Origin of the sequence: Aquimarina sediminis (genome assembly GCF_002895435.1) — a bacterium.
GTDB lineage: Bacteria > Bacteroidota > Bacteroidia > Flavobacteriales > Flavobacteriaceae > Aquimarina > Aquimarina sediminis.
Genome location: NZ_POYJ01000001.1, coordinates 384973 through 407150 on the forward strand (window position 1 = coordinate 384973; position 22178 = coordinate 407150).

A 22178-nucleotide genomic window follows, 5' to 3' on the forward strand; every position below is an offset into this window, starting at 1 on the left:
TCTTCCCTTTATCCAATATCTACTTTTAACAACTATTAATCTAGTAAATATTCAATTTTTGATAAATGTTTATGCTATAAAAACATTTCAAAATGAAAAAAACAATCATTCTAATAATCTTTCTATTCACACTACAATCAACATATTCACAAAGTAATATTATTAAGGCAAATCCTTTGGGAATTGTATTTGGAATTGCAAATGCTGGATATGAAAAAACGATAAACAACAATCAATCAATTACTATTTCTGGAACTTATTTCAAAGAGTCCATTGATGAAGGAGATGGTGATGTTAATGGCTTTGGCGCGGACGCAAAGTATAATTTTTATTTCTCATCAAGTACAGAAGCTCCTGTGGGATTTCATGTTGGTCCAGGTATTGGAGTATTATTTTTATCTGATGATAAGGATGATGCTACCGTTGTTTCATTTAATGCTTTGGCAGGGTATCAATGGGTGTTATGGCAAAGCTTTGCCATAGATATTTTTGCTCAGTACGACTATATTACGGATTCAAATTTCTCTGGTGTTGATAGCTCTTATATAGGTATTGGTTTGTCTTTGGGGTATGCATGGTAATTAATTGTAAAGAACAATAGAATGAAAAAATATATAATATTATTATTCGTTGCCTTAGTTGGTTATAACAGTTACTCGCAAGAAATTTTGATAAATCATCAAGAAAACAAATATGATAAAGTATTTTTTTTAAATGGTGATGTACTTGATGTTTTAATAAGAAAAATTAGTACCGATCGGGTAGAGTATATTTTTCCGAACGAAGATTTTTTGAATACAGCAAGAAAAAGTGAGCTTGAAAAAATAAGATTTAAAAATGGGCGTATACAAAATTTTAATAAAGCCAAAGAAAATCTCATACCTCTTAAAAGATCAATTGAGAAAAACAAAATTGCCATATTACCAATACCATTTATTAAACAAGAAGACGGTTCATTAGACCCTTCTCAAAAGGCTCGTTTAGCGCAATCTAAAGTTTTTAACTTTCTTACTGAAAACTTGGGAAATATTTACCCTAGAACCTTGCAAACACCAAGAGAAACAAACACCATTCTGAAAGCAGCAGGTATTAAATTACAAGACTTGGATCAAATATCAATTGAAGAGATTGAAAACTATTTGGGTGTTGAGTACATTATTACCGGAAGAATTGATTATGTAATAACTCATAATCAATCGACTACTACCACAACTGATGGGAAAATAAATGAAAAAAATGAAAAAGAAATAAAAGTTAATGAATCTACCACAGATTATACTTACGAACAAATAAAATATAGTTATACTGTGTATATTGATTTATATGAACATGATATAAATATTTATTCTAAGAATCGGGAACCCTGGTTTACCTATAAAAATAGCTGGGAAGATAGCTTCGAGTTTATTTTAAAACGTATGCCAATTTATAATCGATAGTAAAAATTACGGAAATATTTTGGCTACAAGCCATTTGAAAAATTAGAAATATTATCTTTATAGCTATTCCCTATGGGAATCTCTATTTCACCAATCTCTACGTCATTCTTTGTATAAGCAGTAATTTTTTCTTGATTTACAATATATGAACGATGAATACGGATAAAGCGACGATCGATACGTTTTTCAAAATTTGATATACTTTCTTTTATAACCAGTGTATTATCTTTTAAGTGAATTTTTATATAGTCTTTTAGACTTTCGACATATAATACATGATCAAATAAAATCTTTATTTGCTTTTTTGCCTTATTCACAAAAACAGAATCACTTTTATTTGCATTAGAATTTTCAGGAGAGTTGTTTGATACATATTTTTTTTCTTGGTCTAAAAATTTCTGAATAGCTAAGAAAAAACGCTCAAAAAAAATTGGTTTTAATAAATAATCTAGAGCATTTAATTCGAATCCATCTACGGCATAATCCCTATATGCTGTCGTAAAAATTACTTGTGGTTTGTTAACTAAGTTTTTAAAAAAATCAGTTCCTTTTAATACAGGCATTTCAATATCTAGAAAAAGGAGGTCAATTTTTGTGGTACTTAATATAGAACTGGCTTCAATTGCACTAGAGAATGATGAAATCAATTCAAAATCCGGAAGTTTCTCTAAATAAGTTTCAAGCAATTCTCTTGCCAAAGGCTCATCGTCTATTATTAAACATTTGTACTTCATATAATATCTAATTTGAGGTTGGCAGAAAAAGAGTTTGATTTGTTTTCGATAATCAAATCATATGCCTTTGGGTACAATAACTCAAGTTGTTTTTTTATGTTTTTTAGACCAATAGACTCTTTATTTACCGAAATATTTGTTCTAGTGGGCTTACTGTTTTTTACATTAAAAATCAATTGTTCGTCTTTTTTGGATATATTAATTTCAATACTAGCCTGATTTATTTCTTCTTTAACACCATGTTTAAAAGCATTTTCGATAAAGGTAAGTAATAGTAAAGGAGCAATTTTCTCCTGACCAGTAACATTTTTACTAAAAGAGATTTTAACTCTATCGGCATAACGAATTTTTTCTAAGGATAAATAGTTTTCGATTAAGTCTATCTCTTTATCCAACGAAACATAATTTTCATTACAGCGATACAGGATATAATCCAAAATATTAGAAAGTTTTTGAATTACTTTGGTTGTATCATCTGATTTTTTTAATGCTAATGCATACAAGTTATTTAAAGTATTGAATAAAAAATGAGGATTTAATTGATTCTTTAAGGCAGTGAGTTCTGCTGTTTTCTTCTGTTCGTTTAGTTTTAATAAATGTTGTTTATCATTATATAATTTAAAAACTAGCAACAAAAATGTTGGATATAGTAGGTATAATGATTTTGATATAAATTCACTAATTTTTGTAAGCCTACCTATTAATGAAAGGTCTGGAAAACGTTTCAAATAATTAATATAAGTAGTTGGATACGTAGGCTCTAAATAATACTTGGATATTATTGTACAGATGATATAAAAGACGAGTAAGGTAAGAGTTAGGAAAATACCAAAACCTATTTTTTTTCCTTTGTTTAAAAAAAGAGGAATTAAAAATTCAATGATTACTAAGGCCATTAAAATTTGTAAAGTAGACCTGATACCATACACAATTAGTAATTCACTTGTAGAGGTATAGTACCAGCTTGAAACTGGGGCTGAAAATGCAAATATAATCAACCAAAAAACCAAATACTTTAGGTTTGAAGCCTCTAAATACCTATAAATCTTTTGTAACATATCGTCTTTTGTCTCTATACTAATTTTAAAGATACAAATTTATACCTGACAATTAATTAGGGTGTGCCAAACCATGGGTTATAGATGTCGAAAAGTCGTTTCCTGTAGACAAGGCTATATATCTTTGATAAACGACCGTATAGCAACGGTTAGCTTATGTTTGTCAATTTCTTTAAAAGTGAATGTGTTTAGCTTTTAGTTTAGCATCATATAACTATAATTCAATACCAAATATGAGATTTAAAGAGAAACACTATCGATTTGTTAAAAAAGAACTTTTATATGTTTTCTTATTGTTTTTTGGACTTTTCATAACAAATGCACAAAAATCCAATTGGCAAATTGATCCTGCTCATTCAACAATAGGATTTAGCATTCCTTATTTTAAAGTAGGAGAAATAAAAGGAATATTCAGCGACTATTCGGGCTCTTTTGTAGAAAATGAAGGCGAGATAACTGCAATCAATATTGTTATAAAAACTGTATCAATACATACCAACCAACAAAAAAGAGATGAACATCTAAGAACTAATGATTTTTTTGGAGCTGAGCACTATCCGGAAATAAAATTTGTAAGCTCTTCTTTTACAAAAATATCTGATAAAGAGTATGAACTAAAAGGAAACTTAACAATGAGCGGTATAACCAAGGAAATAATACTAAAGGCTACATATAAAGGTAGTTATGTGCATCCTAAGTTTAAAAATACAAGAAAGATTTTTACAATTACAGGAGAACTACTTCGTGAAGATTTTAAAGTAGGTACTAATTATCCACCAGCAAAATTTGCATTGGGTAATGAAGTTAGTCTTGTGGCAGGTATTCAATTGATTAAAGAATAAAATATGAAGAGATATATACAAATATGTTTTATCATGTTTTCCTTGAGTTTTTATGCACAAACAGGTACTATTATAGGAGAAGTAATAGATAATAACACTCAGGAATCGGTGCCTTATGCTACAATAGTGATAAAATCCAATAACAAAGTAATCACTGGTGGAATTACCAATGAGAATGGTGCGTTTTTGGTAAATAAAATTCCTTTAGGAGAGTATATCTTTGAAGCTCAATTTATGGGTTATAAGACCATTTCAAAAACTATTTCGGTTACTGAGTCGAATAAGAAAATAGACCTAAACAAAGTATTTATTGAAGAGGATGGAATTGCTCTGGATACTGTAGAAATTACAGCCGAACGTTCTACTATTGAACAAAAGATCGATAGAAAAGTAATCAACGTAGGAAAAGATTTAACTACAGCGGGTGCATCAGCAAGTGATATCATGAGAAATATTTCTAACGTAAATGTAAATCAAGATGGGGAAATCTCATTACGTGGAAATGAAAATGTACGTATTCTTATTGATGGGAAACCCACCAATATCAGTTCTTCAGATTTGCTACAACAAATCCCCTCAACATCAATCAAAACAATAGAGTTGATAACTAATCCTTCTGCAAAATATAACCCGGAGGGGATGAGTGGTATTATAAATATTACTTTAAAAAAGAACACTAATTTGGGGTTTAATGGTACTATTAATTCTGGAGTTACATTTGGACAAAAAGAAAGATATAATAATTCTCTAAGCCTAAATCATAGAGCAGGAAAAATTAATATTTATGGTAGTTATGGTAATCGATTTGGAGAACAAATAACAGATGGAACCGTAACAAGGCCCCTAGAACTTACCAATCAATTAACTAAAAACGGTAATGAACGTACCTCGCATCTAGTTAAAGTAGGTATGGATTATTTTATCAATGATAAAAATACCTTTTCGATATACAGTAACCAGAATGTATTTGATACGAGATCTGATGGAAACAAAACAATTACTTTTTATAATAACCTTTCAAGTAATTTCAAGCAATTGGATATGATTACTAAAGAGAATTACAATGCCACTTATAATACTGATTATAAACGTTTTTTTGATGAAGAAAACCATTCAATAGAATTCGAAATTGATTATAATATTTTAGATAGTGATGCTGATAATGATTTTAGATTCGAAGGAAACACTCCAGTAAATAATTATACTGAAATTGTAACTGATAAACGTTCGAATACCACAATAAACTTAGATTATGTTGCTCCCGTTGATGCAAATTCAATCTTAGAAATTGGAGCAGAAACTCGTTTACGTCGGACTACAAATTACTATACAACAAGTCGCCAAGATTTTCTAAATTCTAATTTTTCTTATAATAGGGATATATATTCTTTTTATACGACGTTCAATCAGAGTTTTAATAAATGGAAATACAATATTGGTATTCGATTAGAGGATTATAACGTAAATTCAGAGTTTAATGAGATGAATAATAATCCAAATAATTTTGACGATCATATCTTTAGTATTTATCCTTCTGGTTTTTTGAAATATATTCCTGATGAAGAGGAAAAAAACTCTTATTTACTAAGTTTTAGTAGACGAATTGATAGACCTTCGTTAAATCAAATAAATCCGATAAGACAAATTAGTACTCCTCAAATTATTATTGTGGGTAACCCTAGTTTAAATCCGCAGTTTACCAATTCAATAGAACTAAATTATAGCAGAAAACTGAATAGAGGAACAATTACAGTGGGTGGTTTTTATCGAAGAATCAAAGGTGAAATCAATAGGATAGGGTATTTTGATGAAGATAACCCGACAATATTGATTCTTGACTATGCAAATTTTGATAGTAATGATGCATATGGATTTGAGTTTTCGTCGAGCTATCGACCAACCAACTGGTGGAATTTTAATACCAGTTTAGATGTATATTCTAGAACACAAAAAGGTGTTATCGAAGGAGAGAACGTAAAAACGAATAATACATTACTTAATGCAAAACTCAGTAATAGTTTTAAAATCACTAAGAAATTTACGTTTCAAGTAACAGGCTTCTATCGAGGACCTCAAGAAATATTACAATATGAACTAAAGGAAAATGCATTCCTTAATGCAGGTGCACGCTATAGTTTTGCAAAAGGCAAGGGGACTTTTAGTCTTAATTTTAATGATGTTTTTAAAACTCAAAAATTTGCATTCGAAGCTTATAGAACTATTATTCAGGAAGGAGAATTTAAACGAGATACTCACTCTGTATATTTTGGCTTATCGTATCGATTTGGAGGAGGGAAAAACAAAAATTTAAAACGCAAAAAACGTGATAATAATGAAAAAGCCGATAAATTTTTATAAAATACTTTAATTATGAAATCAACAATACAAATTACATTTATACTGTTCATACTAGTTAGTGCAGTATTTGCACAAAAAAAGAATCAATCAAGTAGTAATTCGGCAAAGGCTCTTATAGAAACAATGGTTTCTAAAACAGGAAATATTCAGCTACTTAAAAAGCTAAGAGATGTAGAATTTGATTATATTTTTCATAACCCAAAGGCAAAGAAGAGTGATATCTCTAAAGAACGTTATATTTTTAATGGAGAAGTATCCTGGGGAGAATACACAAAGCATGAGGTATTTGTATTTCCAAAAGATAAAGAAGTAGTTACCCAATATTATGATAGTAATGAAAATTCGGTAGTGTCTTTAGGAACCCAAAAAATAACAGATAGTAAGATATTATTTAATTCAAAATTTTTACGTAAGGCCAATTATTATTGGTTTACAATGATGCCTAAGTTATTGGATCCAGGGATTGCTTATGAACAACTTCCTGATAGAACATATAATTCTATTGATTATAAAATAGTAAAAATAGGATATAACCAGGGTGTTGGAGATGTTCAGGATGATTTTGTGTTATATATTAATCCTGAGACTTTTCTAGTTGATAGATTTTTGTTTACAGTAAAAGGAATAGGTGCGCTTGGAGTATCATTAATGGAAATTGAATATGAAACCGTAAGTGGATATACTTTTATGGCAAAACGAAAAGTGATTCCATCAGATTGGGATGGTAATATTAAAGGAGAGATACTCTACGAACAAACGATTACGAATGTTAAATTTAATAACGGATTCAAAAAGGAGTCACTAGCTCAATACTAATTTGCTTCCCAAGAAATTCTCTCTTTTTATGAGGACCCGAATAAGGAGATTACCATATTAACTTTTAGTTGATTAGCCAATTTTAGTTATGTTTACAAAGCCCATCGTTATAGATGGGTTTAATCTTAATTCATACATTTTAAACATACTTAGATAAGATTTTTAGCTTGATAAATACTAAAATCTATCAAGAACTAATTTCGAAATAATATTGGAGTAACTCCGAAATATTCTTTGAAATTTCTGCTAAAAGAGCTGTGGCTCTCATAACCAGATTCAGTTGAAATTTCGTTAATAGATTTTGAAGAATTCTTGAGTAGGTATACAGAACGTTTCATGCGCTCTTCCATAAGATATTGATATGGTGTTTTTTTATAAACAGCTTTAAATAATCTCAAAAAATGATAAGGTGATAAGGCTGCCACACCGCTAATCTCATTTAGGTCCAATTTCTTGCTTAAATTTGCGAGTATAAAATCTTTTGAAGTCCCCAAACGTAATAATAACTCTTCTCGTACTGCTTTCTTTTTGGCAGGAATCAATGTAGCTAGTTCTAAAACCTTATAATGCTTCTGAAAAATTAACTTTAACAAATCAAATTCTAGTTCTTTAAAAAATAAAGTATCATTACTATTATAATCAATTCCTTTTTTAAATTTTGTAAATAGCTTCTTAATCATAGTATCACTTTCATAAGTGTTTTCAAAAAAGTTAAAACCCTCTAAGTGACCATAAAAAGGAGTGCTAAGTAGTTTTTCAGAAGAGTTAATTAAGGAATACATAACTTGTTTTATTAAGACTGGATGAAATGCAATGGTGAGCGCAATAACTTCATTTTCAGAATCAATTTCACTATTCCAGGTCTGACCTTGATTAATAATCAGATAATTATCTTTATTAACTGTTTTATTATTCTTATCTATTTTAAAATTTTGATATCCATTAAATACAGTTTTAATGGTCATACGAGCTATATGCTTTCCTGATTTTATTTTTTTACTCTTAAAATAAAATGCGTTGCTTTTTATAGACTGAGCATCCTCTCTCTGATTGAAAACAGAACAATAAACTTCTCCTTTAATAGCACTATGTAAACTATTGCAAAAAGGGCATAAATAACTCATTGAGCTTATTTTGTTTAAATAGGACTATTCATCATTTTTTAAAAATTACAGAAGAAATGAATAAAGTCTGAGTTAAATTCTTCTTATAACTGTAACTCAAATATAGAATATATATTTAGTTCTTCTGGTATGAACTCTTCTATGATCAATTTTTAGCAATTTGTGCATAACCGTCAGCCCTTTCATAGCTCTAAATTTGTTTTTATAATATTTTAAAATAATAATATTAAATCAGTTAAGTAATTTAATAGTTCATAAATAAATTTTCGGGCATATGAAAAAAAGACAAAAGGTTGCAATTTGCGGAGCTGGGATAGCTGGGGTCTCAACTGCCTATTATTTATTAAAGAAAAATAAAAATTTTGATGTTATTTTGATTGATAAAAACCAGCCATTATCCTTTACAACCAGTAAATCAGGTGAGAATTACAGAAATTATTGGCCACAAAAATGCATGCAGGCATTAGCAAAGCATAGTATTGAATTAATGTATGAATTGCAAAAAGAATATGGTTTGGATGCTTTTGATATGATTAACTCAGGCTATAATTTTGTTAGTCATAATAAAGAGAAATCCATTTTTAATATAACCGATATTGAAGCATTTGATAATGAGATTCTAGAAACAACAGATTCTAATATTATTCAAAAAGAATATTCATATTTGGATAAAGAGATAAAAAAAATAGTAACTATCAAAAACGCAGGGAGAATTGATGTCAATGCCATGGGAACTCTTTTAATAAGAGAGATAAATAAAAGAGGAGGAGTGTTTTATGATAGTGAAATAGTAGACATTAGTGAAGTCAAAAAACAATACCAAATAGCACTAAATTCAGGAGAAAACTTGTTAGTTGATAAAGTCGTCATTGCGGCGGGTCCTTTTATCAATCAGATAGCGAATATGCTAGGGGTCAATTTTGCTATTTCAAATTCAATCCAAAGCAAGTTTATAATTCCAGACCCTAAAAAGGTTATCCCTAAAAATATGCCATTTACTATCTATGCAGATCCACAATATTTAGATTGGTCTGAAGCAGAAAAAGCTTTTTTTACTTCAGAAAAAGGGTATAATTGGTTACTCAATAGGTTTCCGGGAGGGATTCATATACGCCCTGATACAGAAGGTATTAAAATGGGTTGGGCTTTTCAAGTTAAAGATGAAAAGCCCAACTGGGATGCTATCAAATCAATAGATTTTTTTCCAAATATAGTTTTAAAAGGAGCTAGCCGTTTTATACCAAAACTTATAGAATATGAAAATAATATTCCTTCTCCTTTAATACAATACTCTGGTTATTATACACGTACCAAAGAAAATTGGCCACTTATAGGTCCAACAAAAGCACACAATGTATTTGTGATAGGTGCTCTTTCTGGTTTTGGAACCATGATAGCCTGCGGGGCAGGTGAATTATGTGCTTCTTATATTCTAAATGAAACAAATTTGCCTCAGTATCATACACATTTTAACCCAAATAGATATACTAATGCTTCTGTAATGAGAGAAATAGAAATGATTGATAGTGATGGTCAATTATAATTCATTAGAAATATTGATATTCTCGGTTTATACATATTGTTTCTGAAGTATAATTTCTAATTGCTTAAGGAAATTAGGAACTTTTAAAGTTTGACTTTATTTTATAATTAGTTTTTGCCCAATTTTTAGAACAGAACTACTTTTAATATAGTTGGTTTTGCAAATGGAGGTAATAGACGTATTGTTTCTTAATGCTATTCTAGAGAGGGTGTCTCCACGTTTTACGGTATATATCTTTTTTTCTCTTTTATGGGCTACTTGTGCCTCTTTTTTAGTGGCAAATAGGTTTAAGACACTTTGTTTTTTAGAATTATGGAGATACGCAAGTGTCCATTTTTTTGTAATCCATATTTCTTTAGCTCTGATATTATTGTTTTTTCCAAATTCAAACAAATATTCAGGATATATGGCAATTCCTTGATGATAAATACCTAAATGTAAATGACTTCCTCTGGCATTTCCAGAAGCGCCTCCATGACCAATATATTGACCTTGCTTTATTGTATCATTAGCTTTGACCGCATACTTTGACAAATGTGCATATACTGTTTCAAGACCATTATAATGTCTTATTACAATAGTTTTGCCATGACCAGTACTATATTTGGCAAAACGAACTATACCATCAAACATAGAAAAAATACTATCTCCAGTAATAAGATCGATATCAATACCATGATGTCCCCTGCCATTTCTCCATCCAAATCTAGAGGTAATTACTTTGTTTCTAGTAATAGGAGAGGAGTAGCTACTGTCAGAAAACTTCAATCTAATTGGAAATTCAATTTTTTTATTCCTGTATGGATTAAAAACAGCTGTATTCCAATAATCTGCCTTAATATCAATAACATTATCTAGTGTCAAAGAATCTATTACAGTAGGACTTCTTTTTAGAAGAAAAGTGTCTTTGCTTTTTAGTTTTTCACTGTTTATTGGGCTTTGGCAATAGCCACATAGTGTCATCGTAATAATAATAATCGTTGAAAAAAGAGATTTCATAAAGTAATATTAAATTTTAAATATGGTTGAGAAAAAAGCATAGATATCCTGCACTGTTTTAATAACAGAATTAAGCATATATTTATAAATATGGTGCTAGGTTATACTATCTATACTGATTTATAGAGTTGAAGAGGTTAATTTTGTATATAATTGATCGGGTTTACTCTATTTCCGTTAAGTTTTACTTCATAGTGTAAATGAGGCCCAGAGGAGAGACCGGTATTCCCTACATAACCGATAACTTCTCCCTTTTTTATATCTTGAGTTTCTTTGCAATTAAAACTTTGCAGATGTGCATACCAGGTCTCATATCCATCAGGGTGAGAAATAACAATTAGGTTTCCCCAATTTCCTTCGAGAGAAGCTTTTGAGATCACACCATCAGCAGTGGCAATCACAGGAGTACCAATTTTTGCTTTGATATCAATTCCTCCATGATTTTTTTCAGTACTCATTTTGGGGCGTTTTGCACTTGGTCCATAAGTGCTAGTAATATCTTTTATACTACCATTTTGTACAGGGAAAATAGAGGGTGGAGTATTTTTAATCTCAAAAATATCAACTGTTTCTACCGCTTTATTGATAAATGTATTTTTTGTAGTTGGTTTTGTAAATGCAATTAAAAATAGTACGCAAATAGGTAACAATAGAAAATATTTTAGTTTTGCTAAATTATTAGATTTAGTTTTTGTCATCATTTTTATTCTTTTTAATAATATTGGGTGATTGAAATAACTATATAAGTTATTGGGCTTTTCAGCGGTAATGGTTTGGAGTAATAACTGCATATACACAGAGGTCTTAACTTTATTTTTAAGAACTTTATGATCTGCCTGAAATTCGTGGATAGATTTCAAAGATTTTCTATAAAAATACATAACTGGGTTAAACCAAAATAAAGCAATAAAAAGTTCAGTAATCACCAGATCAATAGAGTGTTTTAACTGTATATGTGCCTTTTCATGAGCAATAATCAATTCATCATATTTTTCATGTTTTTTTTCAGGGATAAATATCCAATTGAAATAAGAAAAGATATCAGGAACATTGGCTACTAAAATTTTAAATCCATTTTGTTGATAGATTTTAGCCTTACGCTTAAGTACTATCAGTTTTTTATTAGCTACAAATAGTCTAAACAAACTAAACAAAGCTCCAATCCAGTACAATATGATAAAGAAGTAAAAATAATTAGTAGATACATCATCCAATACTGGTTGTATGGCGCTATTATAAGTAGTGTGACTACTTTGGTTTACTTTTTCGAATAGTTGTGGAACCTCAATTATTGAATGAGGTGTAGAAGGTAAAATACTATTTGTTAGAGGTATAAGTATAGATAAAGGGATTGTAGCCAATAATATAAACCTATTTAATTTATGAAATGTAAGGGAGCTCAAAACTAGTTTATACGCTAAATAGAGTACAGAGAAAATCAGCGTAGATTCAAAAAAATATAGTATAACATTATTCATTTTTATCTTTCAGTATTTCAATTTTTTCTTCCAATATTGATTTCATTTTCTCAAGTTCACTTAGATCCAGATCTTCGCTTTCGGCAAAAAACAAGGCAAATTTGCTAGTAGAACCGCTAAAAAAATTACCTATTACCTGTTTAATATGCTTCTTGAAATAATGATCTTTTGAAATCGCAGGATAGTATTGTCTAATCTTACCATACGTTTCAAATTTTAAAAACTCTTTTTTTACCAAAACCCTAACAACAGTAGAGATAGTCGTATAGGCTGGTTTAGGTTCTGGATATTGTTCTACAATATCTTTAAGGAATGCTTTTTCTAGTTTCCAGATGTATCGCATTACTTGTTCTTCTGCTTTTGTTAATTCGTTCATAGGACAAATATATAATAATATCTGAATATAACTATAAATATAGTAATAAAACTATATTTATAGTTATCTTACTGATTCTATAGTAGATTTAAAAGGAATATTGATATTATAATGACAACAATAAAGTCTTAAGTTTTTTGATGTTTACTTTTATAAAATACCCCCTAATGGGTATGTAATCATGACTTTATAAAATGCAATTTTGTTTCGACGAACATTAATACATAATCAAAAATAAAGTAAGATGAGTGAAACAGAGAATTGTATAGTAGAAGAGTTGGCACATAAAGAAGCGATACAAAACATAAAAAATGAATTTGCTAAAAAAATTGAGGAAATAGTAAATAACCTAAAGGAAAATACAGAAAACCTAACCGAAGAGTTTGAATATGAACAAGATTTGGCGCGGGGGATTGCAACATCGGCAGGAGCAACAATTGGAGCTGGTATAGGTGGTCCTATAGGGGCTACGGTGGGTGGTGCTGTTGGTGATATGATTGGTAACCTATTTGTGATCAATGTCGATCAAGTTGATCATAGGGTAGTGGTTACTTTACCAGCAGTAACAATGAATACGACTACAATATCTTTTGATACTCCCGCAGTAACTATGAAAGATAAAAGTATAATTTTTGATGTTCCTGAACCGAGAATGACACGTCAAAAAGTAGGAGAGAAGCCCGAAGTGATAAGTGGAATGGAAACTCAATGTATTGATTTGGGCTGGCCATTAGGTAAACAATGTGCCGATGTTCCTACTACCACTGTACGATGGAAACCTATTTATGCAGATATTCCAACAATAGAAATGGTAGAGAAGAAAATAGTAATAACTATGCCTGTCATAGAGATGATGACCCAGGAGTTTAAGTATGATATGCCTACTGTTGAAATGAAAGATCAAGATTTTGTCTTTTCACTTCCTAGTATCACAATAAAATTTACTAAAGATGCGGGACAAGATTTAAGCAATGAAATAAAGACTATTAATAGAGATAGTAATATTGAGATTTCAAAGCTAAATGCTTCAATGAAAGAGAATATAAAAAATAAAACTACCCCTTTGCTATTGGATCTTATGAATTGTAAGAGGAAATTGATTTTAGTAAAGAAAAAACAGTTGTTAGTAAAGTATGATGGGGATATTACGACAGTGAGAAATGCAATTTCAAACCTAAAAATCAATAATGTACCAGAAGAGGACAATGATTTTGTTGAAAAGAAAAATGAGCTTAAAAGGCTTATGATTACTCGAAACTTGGTAGAAAGTCAATTTGATGAAGCATTAGAAAAATTCGATGCTCAAATTAAGAAAATAGCCGATTCTTTAATTATGTAAAAATATTAATCATGTCTAGCAATGCATCTTTATTAATAGAATCTTTTTTAATTGCAGGGTTTCCATGGATATCTCAGTTAAAAAACTTAAACATTCATTTCAAAATACAAAGCTTTGAGTTAAAATCAATCTATAATTTTTTCGCCAGTCTTTTTGGGGTATCAATCTATATACAACTAAACCGTCTGGGAACTTATGATCTATTATATTGGCCAAATTGGATGGTTTTTATAGTGGGAGCTTTTATTCTTACTTTGATCTATATGTTCACTTTGATCTATAAATATAAAGAAGTGAATAGTAATAAAATTAGCTGGCCAATCATTACAAATTTTATCGTTTATGTGTTGATTTTTTGCTGTCTGACTTCGGGTTTTGGTTTATTAGAAACGTATACTGATCATTATGTCATAAAAGGAATAGTAACAGATCATGAAAATTCTAAAATAGAACGAGCACAGTTAGGAGTTATGAGCAAAAATGTAGAAAAATATCCAGACTTGGTAACTCTTACCAAGCAAGATGGGAGTTTTTCAATTCTTATTCCTAAAAAAAATGCTCATGAATACAATGAAATTGAAGTCATTAGAGCCGGTTATGAGGAATTCATTGTCCAGTTTGGCAATATGTCTTCCCTGAAATCACTGTCACAAAAAATTTTGTTAGAAAAATAATTATGTATATCATGAAAAAAATACTCTATATCTATATGTTCTCTTTCGCGACTATTTTATCCGCCCAAGAATTGAATATAAAAATTAAGTTTCATCCTTCAATATCAGTTAATGAATCTAAAAATATTGATATAGAAGTAAATTTTGTTGTAAAAGATGAAATAGTAGCACAACGTAACGTAACAAGATATCCAACATCGGTTATCCAGACGTTAGACAACCCCAATAATGATGATGTTTATATTAAACTAAAGGTTGTATCACCAGATGGATGGACAGTAATTCGAAACCCTATAAAGTATAATAGAAATGATCGTAAAATTACTTTAAGACGTGTTAATGATGCATATTTTGCACTTAAAAATGAGGCAAATGAACATTTTACCACTGGAGCTTATACAGATGCTGTTAGTTACTATAATTACATTCTGGATAATGAGATTTTTTCATCAGAAAATCAAAAATTCGAAATTTTACGAAGTAAAGCAAATGCATTAGAAAAAAAAGGTGCCTATAATGAAGCAATACAGACCTATATAGCCATTAGAGAAGAAGTAGACTTATCTGAAATTGGAGGTAGTCGTAAGCAAGTGTATGTAAATGAATTGTTTAATTCAATATTAAAAGCCGGAAACTATACCAAGTTGCAATCTCCAGCCTTAGATTTTCCAGAGAGTATTCAATCTGAAGGAATTGTGAATCCTACCAACTGGCAGAATTTTTCTGAAGTGTTTGACCAAATATACCCCAATACCATTCAGTTAAGCCCTACTGGGGAGCATGTTACAAAAGTACAAGACATCCAGAATCAGTTTATGATTATTGGTAATACATTAGGAACTTTTTAAATAGAAGCTTCATTAGAATTCATTAGAATAGGAGAGGAGAGCAATAGAATATGGATACGACCTAGAAATTAACTCTGGTTTATTCTTCAATAAACTCTCCTTTTTCGTTAATAACGGTCACTCCCCATTCTGCTATAGTGGTTAAAACCGGAGCTAAGCTTTCTCCAAATGGAGTTAAAGCATACTCTACCTTTAGTGGTGGTTTTTTTGTGAATACTTTTCTTGTAATAAGCCCGTCTTTCTCTAGTTGTTTAAGCTGTAAACTGAGTGTGCGTTCTGTAATAGTTGAAATCAATTTTCTCAATTCACTATAACGTTTCTTACCATCTATAAGGTATATTAAAATAACACTCTTCCATTTTCCACCGATTAACTCCATGGCTATACTTGTAGAGCATGAAAACAATTTGCCATTATATTTTATAAGTCGTCTTTTACATTGCACAATAATACCCTTTTTTTAATAATATGCAAAAATAAACTACTATAATTAAATTAGCAACTATACTTTTTATAGTGTAAAATAACCACTATAAAAAACTGAAAACTAGTGTTTTGATAAAACATGTGTATACTATCATTTTTGACCGTTATTGCGAAAAATGATTACTATATATATTTTTGCTACTATACTTTTTATAGTAATTATACTAATTTTAGAAATATCAAATATGAATACACCGAATATTGCAAAAGAAGATGTCTTAAATGCGTTTCAATATAGACATGCTACAAAAGAATTTGATGCTACCAAAACCATATCTGATGAAAACATGACTTTTATCCTTAAAACGGCAAATTTATCACCTAGTTCTTTTGGTTTTGAGCCTTGGCATTTTATCGTAGTACAAGATATAGAATTACGAGAGTTGTTAAAGCCTGTGGCATGGGGAGCACCATTAAAATTAGATACAGCAAGTCATTTTGTATTGGGCTTAAGTATGAAAGCACCCATGACCAAATGGGATTCTGATTACATAATGCATATGATGAAAAATGTAAAACAATTTCCAGAAGATGTTATTGAAATGTATTCAAAATTTTATAGAGAATTTCAAGAGCGTGATTTTAGTTTGGATACAGACAAGAAATTATTCGATTGGGCATCCAAGCAAGCGTATATTGCTTTAGGTAATATGATGACTTCGGCCGCCTTAATAGGAATTGATAGTTGCCCAATTGAAGGTTTTCATCAAGAAAAAGTAGAGGCTTTATTGCAAGAAAAATTTGAAGTAGATACAGAGAAGTACGGATTATCATATATGGTAGCTTTTGGATACAGAAAAGCAGAACCACCACATGTCAAATCTAGAAGAAATTTTGATGAAATCATTACCTGGAAGTAAAAAAATATACCCAAAGATCAAGATCCTTGGGTATATACAGAATTGACATCCTCAATTTTTTTAAAGTTTTTTAACTCAATATTTCTTCAAAGAACTCTTTCAAATAATGTTAGGAGGGAGAAGTGGGACGTATGAAAAGGAAATCTACCATTTTATAATTTTGTCAAACCTTCTAATTTTTTGAAAACAGTGACCTTATACATTGCACTCACAGGTACTTTGTTATTTTCTATTAGCAAATATGTTCTGGTTGCCTTTGTAACTCTATCCAGATTCGAAATATATGATTTATGTGTACGCTCAAAATTCTCGGGCAGTAACGTAGTTATATTAATGAGCGTTTCAGAGATAAGGTACATTCTTACATCGGTAAAAATTTTCAAATAATTTCCAAAACTTTGGATATACAGAATTGATTTGAATGAAATATTAACAGGCATGCCATCATGCTTTACCTGAAGTTCTTCATTTCCTCTATTTTTTTTGACCTGCGATATTTTCGAAGTCGAAACTTTGTTTATAGCTTTCAAAAAGCGTTCAATTTTTACAGGTTTCAATAAATAATCGACAACCCCATAATTATAACTTTCTAATGCATACTCAGAATACGCTGTAGTCAAAATAACTTTAGGTGGTTTTATCATAGAACGCAAAACTTCCATACCATTAAGTTCTGGCATTTCTATATCCAGAAAGATGAGATCAACTTCATTTTGCTGAGCAAAATTGATGAATTCGAGAGGATTCCCTGTACTTAATACTAATTCGAAGTTGTCAATTTTGGAACAATAATCTTCTAGTACTTTACGTGCTAGTATTTCATCATCTATGATGCCAATTTTAATCATTAACTATTTTTTAATATTGAAGCTGTTAAATCAATAGATAAGTTTATACGATACAGTTTTTCTATATCATCAATCTCTAATACGTGAGAATTTGGATATAATAGATTCAAACGTCTTCTCACATTTTCAAGACCTAATCCTTTTCTTTTTGATGCAGAAACCATTGGAGGTTTTGAATTAACCACACAAAATTGAAGGGTAGTATTATTTATAGAGGCAGAAATATCGATTGTACTCTGCTCATTAGTACTATGGGCACCATGTTTAACGGCATTTTCAACAAATGGGATGAGTAGCATTGGAGAAATCCTTAACTCTAACAAATCTCCTTTAATTAAAAATTCAATAGTACAACGTGCACTCAATCTTTTTTCTTCAATTAATAAATAATTTTCTATAAATTCAAGTTCTTCTTTTAATAAAACGGTGTTTTTTTTAGAACTTTCTAATTGATACCTCATTAATTCAGAGAGCTGCATAACCACCTCAGGAGTTTCTGGCGATTGCTGTCTAGCTAGTGAATAAATACTATTTAATGAATTAAACAAAAAATGAGGATTTACTTGCTCTTTTAAATAGGTAAGCTCCATTTCTTTTTGCAATTTTTCTTTCTCCTCATTTTCTTTTTGGATGATCATGTTTCTTCTTAAGAAAAAAACAGCCATACCAGCTCCTGTTGTATAAAGAAGAAAGAAGAATATTTTAGAAGTGCCAGACCAACTATTTGTTCTTAAGTAGGAAAAAATAAGTAAACTTCCTATGAGTAGTATTCCATATATAAAATACCTTTTCTTATCTAGGAAAAAAGGAATAAGAATAAAATGATTTACCCAAATGAAACCCATAATCATAAAAGTATAATTAAGTCCATGTACGTAAAATAAATAATTAGTCTCAAAATTATCTTTAAAAAACAAATTACTCAATGTTTCAAGCATAAAAACCAGCAAGAAAGCTCCTGTATTAATGAGTATAGTATTCTTTATGGACCTATTAAACATATATGTTTTTCTTAAAAGGATATAAAGATACTATCTATACCCAGCAGTTACTATAATTTCTTACAAAAGCTATATATCAATGATGAAATGATTTTGTCATTTAACTTTTGCGTTTATCATATTTATGTTGTTAAACATAAGTTATGCGATAATTTAGTATTGCAAGTAGTAAAAATAAAGCAAATATGAAAATTACTAAATTATTAACATTAATATGTATAATAGTGTTAAATACTGTCTTTGCTCAAGAAAAGGCAGAAAAAGATCCTGACAAACCAGTAGTTACCTTAGGCGAAATATCTTCACTTCATTCAAAAGTCTTAAACAAAACTATTCCACTATCAATCCATTTACCTGAGAACTACGATAGCTCCAAGAAAAGCTATCCCGTGCTGTATATGTTGGGTTCAGATTACCGAGCACGGTTCGCCATGTTAGCTTCTACACTAGACTACATGGGCGAGGGACAAATTCCTGAGATGATACTTATTGGAATAGATTTACCCGAAGGAAATAGTATTTTGTTGCCAACAAGGAAAAATCAAGACACAAAAATTCCAGATAATTATATTAACTTTTTTGAGACAGAGCTGATACCGCACGTTGATAATAATTACCGGACTGCTCCGTTCAAAGTTCTTTTTGGCGGTTCTAACAGTGGATTTTTCTGTGTGTACACACTACTCAACAACCCTCTTCTATTTAATGGCTACTTCGCAAGCAGTCCATCCCTTATGATCATACCGACAGAGCTTCAACAAAAAATAAAATCAGGTCGGTTAAAAACGCTTTCGGAAAACAGATTTCTACACATCATTTACAGCGATGATGAGGGATTAACAAATCACGTTTCTGAATTCACTCGTGTTTTAGCAGACCATAAACCAGAGAGTTTTACCTATAAAGTGGATGAATTGGTGAACCAAGGTCATGTACCAGCGATGGATTTCACAATGTTTCTTCTCGCGCTATACCCTGACTTCAATCCCTACGAAAAATTGGACTCCTTGGATAAAGTTATACAACATTTCGAAATGCTATCAAAACGATATGGATATGAAATCCAGCCACCTGTATCGGTCATAATGGACCTTGGTTTTGACAACATAATAAGTAAGAATTTAGTTGTCGCAGAAGAAATATTTCAACGTTCCTTACAACTGTATCCTGAAGCTAAGGAGTTTTATGTCGGAATGGGTGTTGTACGAAGAAATCAAGGTCAGCTAGAAAATGCTAAGGTCATGTTCGAAAAAGCATTGGCAATTGACCCTGATTTTTCTCTCGCTAAAAGGTGGCTAAAAAGAGTCGAGAAATGATATCTGGCTTTACTCATCGAAGATCTACTGGGTGGGTACTCAGGTTTTTGAACACCTCAGATCCGAAGAATATCTATAGAAGCATCAAACTCCTTAACGACTAATAAACATAAATCAAATCAAAAGAAGAATTTCTTAAAAAGCTATTAATAATGAAAAAAAGTGTCACAATCTTCCTCCTCATCATTCTTTTTCAATCATGTGCAGAAGAATCGAATACCGATACTACAGTTGATATCATTAAAAAGGTAGAAAATGGTCTCACAACTCGTGTGCACATAGATGGTGATTCAACATGGTCTATACAAGAGCGTATGAAACATTACGGAATTCCGGGTGTTAGTATTGCGGTGATACATAACGGCAAAATTGCCTGGACAAAAGGGTATGGTGTCGTGGATAAAGAAAGTAAAGCTCCCGTGACAGAACAAACACTTTTCCAGGCAGCCGCAACTAGTATGCCGGTAACGGCTTATGGAGCATTACGTCTTGTAGAACAAAATAAAGTAGTCTTAGATAAAAACATTAATAGCTACCTAAAATCCTGGAAAGTACCAGAAAATGAATTCACTAAAGAAAAGAAAGTTACCCTAAAAAATCTTTTGAATCATTCTGCAGGAATACATCCTCGTGGAACAGGATCATATAGTATAAATGAAAAAAAACCAACACTTGTAGATATTTTAGGCGGAACTTATCCAGCCAAAAACGATCCAGTTACAGTAAACAAAAAGCCTGGTGAAAGTGTTCGTTTTGCATATACTAGTTATGTACCTATTCAACAAATGATGCTGGATGTTGAGAAAAAAACATTCCCAGAGATCATGCATGAACTCGTGTTACAACCCTTAGAAATGGATAATAGTACTTTTAATCAATCTCTTACTACAGAGCAATTGACTAAAGTAGCAACGGGTTACTTAAAAGATGGTTCTGTGGTAAAAGGTAAAAGAAATATCTATCCTTCAATGGCTTCATATGGGTTATGGACAACCGCAGAGGATTATGCAAAATTTATAACCAATGTACAACAAACCTTAAAAGGTAAGAGTACTAAAGGATTATCAAAAAACCTGACAGAATTAATGGGGACACCATATGGAGTGAGTAATTCTGGTTGGTCATATACACTGGGGTTAGGGTTTCAACTTTTGAATAAAAGAGATGAAATCTACTTAAGGCATCACGGATGGAATAGAGGTTTCTATGCTGAGATTGTGGCTCATAGAGACAAAGGTTATGGTGTGGTAGTGTTCACTAATTCTACTTTTCCAGCTTTTAATGCCGAAGTGATTCGTTCTGTTGCTCTGGCTTATGATTGGGATAATTATGTTCCAGTACATAAAAATATAGAGATTGAACAGTCTTTAATCAACAAAATTACTGGTAGATATATGTCCAATGGTAGGATTGTAGAAGTTTTTCAAAAGGATAATCAACTGTTTTATAAAAATATACTTGACGTACAAGCAGAAGAACTCATCAAAATCTCTGATAGTAGTTTTGTTAGAAGAAATTCTAGTCGATTTATTCAATTCAAACCAGATACTGCAAATAAAACAGTGAATTTACTTTACCTGAATAGAAACGATGGGACAGTAGCTGCAACTTTTGTTAAGATGAATACTTATAAAAAAGAACCAGTAGAATTCCTTCTGGAAGGCGACTTTGACAAAGCACTTAATGCATATAGAACCTTAATCGAAGATGACCCAACTTATCTTACTGTTACTGAAGACTATTTAAATGATGTAGGATATAGTTTTTTCCATGAAGATAGAATGAGATTATCACAAGACATTTTCAAAATGAATATGATACTCTATCCAGATAGTTTTAAAGTGTATGATAGTTATGCAGAAGCTTGTACGAAAATAGGAGAAATTGATCTGGCAATTAAAAACTACACTAAATCGCTTGAGTTAAACCCTAAAAATAACCGTACCAGACATAAGCTTGAAGAACTACAAAAAAGTGAATAATACTACCATAAAAGAAATAGAATCAAAAATATATTAAAACGAAAAATTTAATAACGA

At 30.7% G+C, this 22178-nt stretch carries 21 protein-coding genes; 12 read left to right on the top strand and 9 right to left on the bottom strand.

Translation table 11 applies throughout. From position 1 onward, the window contains the following. The first annotated feature begins 92 nt into the window (after positions 1 to 92). Both C1X07_RS01750 and C1X07_RS01755 read left to right on the top strand, forming a co-directional pair. Entirely contained in the window at positions 93 to 581 is a 489-nt protein-coding gene (locus tag C1X07_RS01750; protein WP_103068248.1) for a DUF3575 domain-containing protein, read from the top strand. A 21-nt stretch (positions 582 to 602) separates the two neighbouring features. Beyond that, the gene (locus C1X07_RS01755) at positions 603 to 1439 is read left to right on the top strand and encodes a hypothetical protein (RefSeq protein WP_103068249.1); all 837 of its coding nucleotides are present in this window, start codon (positions 603 to 605) and stop codon (positions 1437 to 1439) included. A 23-nt stretch (positions 1440 to 1462) separates the two neighbouring features. Here the strand turns inward: C1X07_RS01755 and C1X07_RS01760 are convergent, their stop codons facing one another. Together C1X07_RS01760 and C1X07_RS01765 are read right to left on the bottom strand one after the other, a co-directional pair. Continuing rightward, the gene (locus C1X07_RS01760) at positions 1463 to 2173 is read right to left on the bottom strand and encodes a LytR/AlgR family response regulator transcription factor (RefSeq protein ID WP_103068250.1); all 711 of its coding nucleotides are present in this window, start codon (positions 2171 to 2173) and stop codon (positions 1463 to 1465) included. Beyond that, a complete protein-coding gene (locus C1X07_RS01765) occupies positions 2170 to 3231 on the bottom strand; it encodes a sensor histidine kinase (RefSeq protein ID WP_103068251.1) in 1062 nt (353 codons plus the stop codon). Before C1X07_RS01765 ends, C1X07_RS01760 begins: the two co-directional genes overlap by 4 nt. Before the next feature lie 233 nt (positions 3232 to 3464). Between C1X07_RS01765 and C1X07_RS01770 the strand changes: the two genes are divergently transcribed. From C1X07_RS01770 to C1X07_RS01780, 3 genes are read left to right on the top strand one after another with little or no spacing between them, the layout of a single operon-like run. Then, positions 3465 to 4073: a YceI family protein gene (locus C1X07_RS01770; protein WP_164914073.1), complete on the top strand. Its 609-nt coding sequence runs from the start codon at positions 3465 to 3467 to the stop codon at positions 4071 to 4073. Between the two features lie 3 nt (positions 4074 to 4076). Continuing rightward, positions 4077 to 6431 carry a TonB-dependent receptor domain-containing protein gene (locus C1X07_RS01775; RefSeq protein ID WP_103068253.1) on the top strand — a complete coding sequence of 785 codons (2355 nt, stop codon included), beginning with the start codon at positions 4077 to 4079 and terminating at the stop codon, positions 6429 to 6431. A 12-nt stretch (positions 6432 to 6443) separates the two neighbouring features. Then, positions 6444 to 7247, top strand: coding sequence for a DUF6503 family protein (locus tag C1X07_RS01780; protein ID WP_103068254.1), 804 nt, complete (start codon positions 6444 to 6446; stop codon positions 7245 to 7247). A gap of 194 nt (positions 7248 to 7441) precedes the next feature. Here C1X07_RS01780 and C1X07_RS01785 read toward each other — a convergent pair whose 3' ends face one another. Next, complete coding sequence (locus C1X07_RS01785; RefSeq protein WP_103068255.1) at positions 7442 to 8371, bottom strand: helix-turn-helix domain-containing protein; 930 nt, start codon at positions 8369 to 8371, stop codon at positions 7442 to 7444. A gap of 274 nt (positions 8372 to 8645) precedes the next feature. On the opposite strand from C1X07_RS01785, the gene C1X07_RS01790 reads away from it, so the two are divergent. After that, positions 8646 to 9914: an NAD(P)/FAD-dependent oxidoreductase gene (locus C1X07_RS01790; protein ID WP_103068256.1), complete on the top strand. Its 1269-nt coding sequence runs from the start codon at positions 8646 to 8648 to the stop codon at positions 9912 to 9914. Between the two features lie 96 nt (positions 9915 to 10010). On the opposite strand, the gene C1X07_RS01795 is transcribed toward C1X07_RS01790, so the two are convergent. The 3 genes from C1X07_RS01795 to C1X07_RS01805 all read right to left on the bottom strand — a co-directional run bounded on the left by C1X07_RS01795 (position 10011) and on the right by C1X07_RS01805 (position 12767). Next, the gene (locus tag C1X07_RS01795) at positions 10011 to 10913 is read right to left on the bottom strand and encodes a M23 family metallopeptidase (RefSeq protein ID WP_241507171.1); all 903 of its coding nucleotides are present in this window, start codon (positions 10911 to 10913) and stop codon (positions 10011 to 10013) included. A gap of 137 nt (positions 10914 to 11050) precedes the next feature. Further along, positions 11051 to 12274 carry a M23/M56 family metallopeptidase gene (locus C1X07_RS01800; protein WP_164914074.1) on the bottom strand — a complete coding sequence of 408 codons (1224 nt, stop codon included), beginning with the start codon at positions 12272 to 12274 and terminating at the stop codon, positions 11051 to 11053. Positions 12275 to 12383: 109 nt separating this feature from the next. After that, positions 12384 to 12767: a BlaI/MecI/CopY family transcriptional regulator gene (locus C1X07_RS01805; RefSeq protein WP_103068258.1), complete on the bottom strand. Its 384-nt coding sequence runs from the start codon at positions 12765 to 12767 to the stop codon at positions 12384 to 12386. A 244-nt stretch (positions 12768 to 13011) separates the two neighbouring features. Here C1X07_RS01805 and C1X07_RS01810 point away from each other — a divergent pair, with 244 nt between their 5' ends. The 3 genes from C1X07_RS01810 to C1X07_RS01820 are packed head-to-tail and all read left to right on the top strand — an operon-like array spanning position 13012 to position 15628. Beyond that, complete coding sequence (locus tag C1X07_RS01810) at positions 13012 to 14106, top strand: hypothetical protein (RefSeq protein ID WP_103068259.1); 1095 nt, start codon at positions 13012 to 13014, stop codon at positions 14104 to 14106. A gap of 11 nt (positions 14107 to 14117) precedes the next feature. Beyond that, a complete protein-coding gene (locus tag C1X07_RS01815) occupies positions 14118 to 14780 on the top strand; it encodes a hypothetical protein (RefSeq protein WP_103068260.1) in 663 nt (220 codons plus the stop codon). 11 nt (positions 14781 to 14791) lie between these two features. After that, on the top strand, positions 14792 to 15628 hold the full coding sequence (locus C1X07_RS01820) for a hypothetical protein (protein ID WP_103068261.1): 837 nt from the start codon (positions 14792 to 14794) through the stop codon (positions 15626 to 15628). A gap of 79 nt (positions 15629 to 15707) precedes the next feature. Here C1X07_RS01820 and C1X07_RS01825 read toward each other — a convergent pair whose 3' ends face one another. After that, entirely contained in the window at positions 15708 to 16079 is a 372-nt protein-coding gene (locus C1X07_RS01825) for a winged helix-turn-helix transcriptional regulator (protein WP_103068262.1), read from the bottom strand. A 220-nt stretch (positions 16080 to 16299) separates the two neighbouring features. Between C1X07_RS01825 and C1X07_RS01830 the strand changes: the two genes are divergently transcribed. Continuing rightward, positions 16300 to 16974, top strand: coding sequence for an NAD(P)H-dependent oxidoreductase (locus C1X07_RS01830; protein WP_103068769.1), 675 nt, complete (start codon positions 16300 to 16302; stop codon positions 16972 to 16974). Positions 16975 to 17126: 152 nt separating this feature from the next. On the opposite strand, the gene C1X07_RS01835 is transcribed toward C1X07_RS01830, so the two are convergent. Both C1X07_RS01835 and C1X07_RS01840 read right to left on the bottom strand, forming a co-directional pair. Then, positions 17127 to 17822 carry a LytR/AlgR family response regulator transcription factor gene (locus C1X07_RS01835; protein ID WP_103068263.1) on the bottom strand — a complete coding sequence of 232 codons (696 nt, stop codon included), beginning with the start codon at positions 17820 to 17822 and terminating at the stop codon, positions 17127 to 17129. Next, positions 17822 to 18823: a sensor histidine kinase gene (locus C1X07_RS01840; protein WP_103068264.1), complete on the bottom strand. Its 1002-nt coding sequence runs from the start codon at positions 18821 to 18823 to the stop codon at positions 17822 to 17824. Before C1X07_RS01840 ends, C1X07_RS01835 begins: the two co-directional genes overlap by 1 nt. A 185-nt stretch (positions 18824 to 19008) precedes the next feature. On the opposite strand from C1X07_RS01840, the gene C1X07_RS01845 reads away from it, so the two are divergent. Then, positions 19009 to 20139 carry an alpha/beta hydrolase-fold protein gene (locus C1X07_RS01845; RefSeq protein ID WP_103068265.1) on the top strand — a complete coding sequence of 377 codons (1131 nt, stop codon included), beginning with the start codon at positions 19009 to 19011 and terminating at the stop codon, positions 20137 to 20139. Positions 20140 to 20291: 152 nt separating this feature from the next. After that, positions 20292 to 22121, top strand: coding sequence for a serine hydrolase (locus C1X07_RS01850; protein ID WP_103068266.1), 1830 nt, complete (start codon positions 20292 to 20294; stop codon positions 22119 to 22121). Positions 22122 to 22178: the final 57 nt, after the last annotated feature.

Coding starts and splice junctions, on each gene's coding strand:
- C1X07_RS01750 (WP_103068248.1), top strand. CDS start 93: ATGAAAAAAACAATCATTCTAATAATCTTTCTATTCACACTACAATCA.
- C1X07_RS01755 (WP_103068249.1), top strand. CDS start 603: ATGAAAAAATATATAATATTATTATTCGTTGCCTTAGTTGGTTATAAC.
- C1X07_RS01760 (WP_103068250.1), bottom strand. CDS start 2,173: ATGAAGTACAAATGTTTAATAATAGACGATGAGCCTTTGGCAAGAGAA.
- C1X07_RS01765 (WP_103068251.1), bottom strand. CDS start 3,231: ATGTTACAAAAGATTTATAGGTATTTAGAGGCTTCAAACCTAAAGTAT.
- C1X07_RS01770 (WP_164914073.1), top strand. CDS start 3,465: ATGAGATTTAAAGAGAAACACTATCGATTTGTTAAAAAAGAACTTTTA.
- C1X07_RS01775 (WP_103068253.1), top strand. CDS start 4,077: ATGAAGAGATATATACAAATATGTTTTATCATGTTTTCCTTGAGTTTT.
- C1X07_RS01780 (WP_103068254.1), top strand. CDS start 6,444: ATGAAATCAACAATACAAATTACATTTATACTGTTCATACTAGTTAGT.
- C1X07_RS01785 (WP_103068255.1), bottom strand. CDS start 8,371: ATGAGTTATTTATGCCCTTTTTGCAATAGTTTACATAGTGCTATTAAA.
- C1X07_RS01790 (WP_103068256.1), top strand. CDS start 8,646: ATGAAAAAAAGACAAAAGGTTGCAATTTGCGGAGCTGGGATAGCTGGG.
- C1X07_RS01795 (WP_241507171.1), bottom strand. CDS start 10,913: ATGAAATCTCTTTTTTCAACGATTATTATTATTACGATGACACTATGT.
- C1X07_RS01805 (WP_103068258.1), bottom strand. CDS start 12,767: ATGAACGAATTAACAAAAGCAGAAGAACAAGTAATGCGATACATCTGG.
- C1X07_RS01810 (WP_103068259.1), top strand. CDS start 13,012: ATGAGTGAAACAGAGAATTGTATAGTAGAAGAGTTGGCACATAAAGAA.
- C1X07_RS01815 (WP_103068260.1), top strand. CDS start 14,118: ATGTCTAGCAATGCATCTTTATTAATAGAATCTTTTTTAATTGCAGGG.
- C1X07_RS01820 (WP_103068261.1), top strand. CDS start 14,792: ATGAAAAAAATACTCTATATCTATATGTTCTCTTTCGCGACTATTTTA.
- C1X07_RS01830 (WP_103068769.1), top strand. CDS start 16,300: ATGAATACACCGAATATTGCAAAAGAAGATGTCTTAAATGCGTTTCAA.
- C1X07_RS01835 (WP_103068263.1), bottom strand. CDS start 17,822: ATGATTAAAATTGGCATCATAGATGATGAAATACTAGCACGTAAAGTA.
- C1X07_RS01840 (WP_103068264.1), bottom strand. CDS start 18,823: ATGTTTAATAGGTCCATAAAGAATACTATACTCATTAATACAGGAGCT.
- C1X07_RS01845 (WP_103068265.1), top strand. CDS start 19,009: ATGAAAATTACTAAATTATTAACATTAATATGTATAATAGTGTTAAAT.
- C1X07_RS01850 (WP_103068266.1), top strand. CDS start 20,292: ATGAAAAAAAGTGTCACAATCTTCCTCCTCATCATTCTTTTTCAATCA.